Source organism: Membranihabitans marinus, assembly GCF_019802045.1.
GTDB classification, from domain to species: domain Bacteria; phylum Bacteroidota; class Bacteroidia; order Chitinophagales; family Saprospiraceae; genus Membranihabitans; species Membranihabitans marinus_A.
Genome location: NZ_JAHVHU010000040.1, coordinates 1 through 1,382, shown reverse-complemented (window position 1 = coordinate 1,382; position 1,382 = coordinate 1). Strand labels below are relative to the sequence as shown.

The window sequence follows — 1,382 nt, the reverse complement described above, 5'->3', positions numbered from 1 at the left end:
TATTTTAAGGTATCCGACAAATCATAGAATGCCAGAGCGTCACTTGTGTTACTCACTTCAACCTGATACGTCATCGTATATTCATTCACATTGCCCGTAGACGTCGGTCCTGCCGTTACCGTCTTCACGATATCCACCGATGGATTCGGCATATCTGCACAGGCATCATCATTCTTCGACGGAACGCCGTCACTTACTTCAGCTGTGTTCAGTAAGCCCGTTCCTTCTTCATCCTCCGTGAGTTCACAGTTCGCACTCTGAGGAGTGACCGCAGCAGGATCCACCTCAAAAGTCACAACGATCTGGAACACATCCTCCTTACCGGTTCCTACCTGCTCATCATCTATAATGAGATAATCAGATTGTCCGTCAAAATTGGTATAATTAGCTGTTCCGGTTTCGCCATCTCCACTCACATAACTGACCGACACATCGGTTATAGTAGCACCCGCTCCATACTTTAAGGTATCCGACAAATCATAGAAGGCCAGAGCGTCACTTGTGTTACTCACTTCAACCTGATACGTCATCGTATATTCATTCACATTGCCCGTAGACGTCGGACCTGCCGTTACCGTCTTCACGATATCCACCGATGGATTCGGCATATCTGCACAGGCATCATCATTCTTCGACGGAACGCCGTCACTTACTTCAGCTGTGTTCAGCAAGCCCGTTCCTTCTTCACCCTCCGTGAGTTCACAGTCCGCACTCTGAGGAGTGACCGCAGCAGGATCCACTGCAAAGGTCACAACGATCTGGAACACATCCTCCTTACCGGACCCTACCTGCTCATCATCTATAATTAGATAATCAGACTGTCCGTCAAAGTTGGTATAATTAGCTGTTCCTGTAGTTCCTTCTACACCCACATAACTGACCGATACATCAGTTATAGTAGCGCCCGCTCCATACTTTAAGGTATCCGACAAATCATAGAATGCCAGAGCGTCACTTGTGTTACTCACTTCAACTTGATACGTCATCGTATATTCATTCACATTGCCCGTAGACGTCGGACCAGCCGTTACCGTCTTCACGATATCAACCGATGGATTAGGCATATCTGCACACGCATCATCATTCTTCGACGGAACGCCGTCACTTACTTCAGCAACATTTAATAAGCCCGTTCCTTCTTCCCCCTCCGTGAGTTCACAGTCCGCACTCTGAGGAGTGACCGCAGCAGGATCCACTGCAAAGGTCACTTTCACCTCGAATACATCCTCCTTTCCGGTTCCTACCTGCTCATCATCTATAATTAGATAATCAGACTGTCCGTCAAAATTGGTATAATTAGTTGTCCCTGTAGTTCCTTCTACACCCACATAACTGACCGATACATCAGTTATAGTGGCACCCGCTCCATACTTTAAGGTATC

At 47.2% G+C, this 1,382-nt stretch carries 1 protein-coding gene; it reads right to left on the bottom strand.

All coding sequences use genetic code 11. The annotated features are described in order from the left end of the window. A partial coding sequence (locus KUV50_RS19275; protein WP_222581845.1) for a hypothetical protein occupies positions 1-1,382 on the bottom strand: 1,382 nt, incomplete at both ends.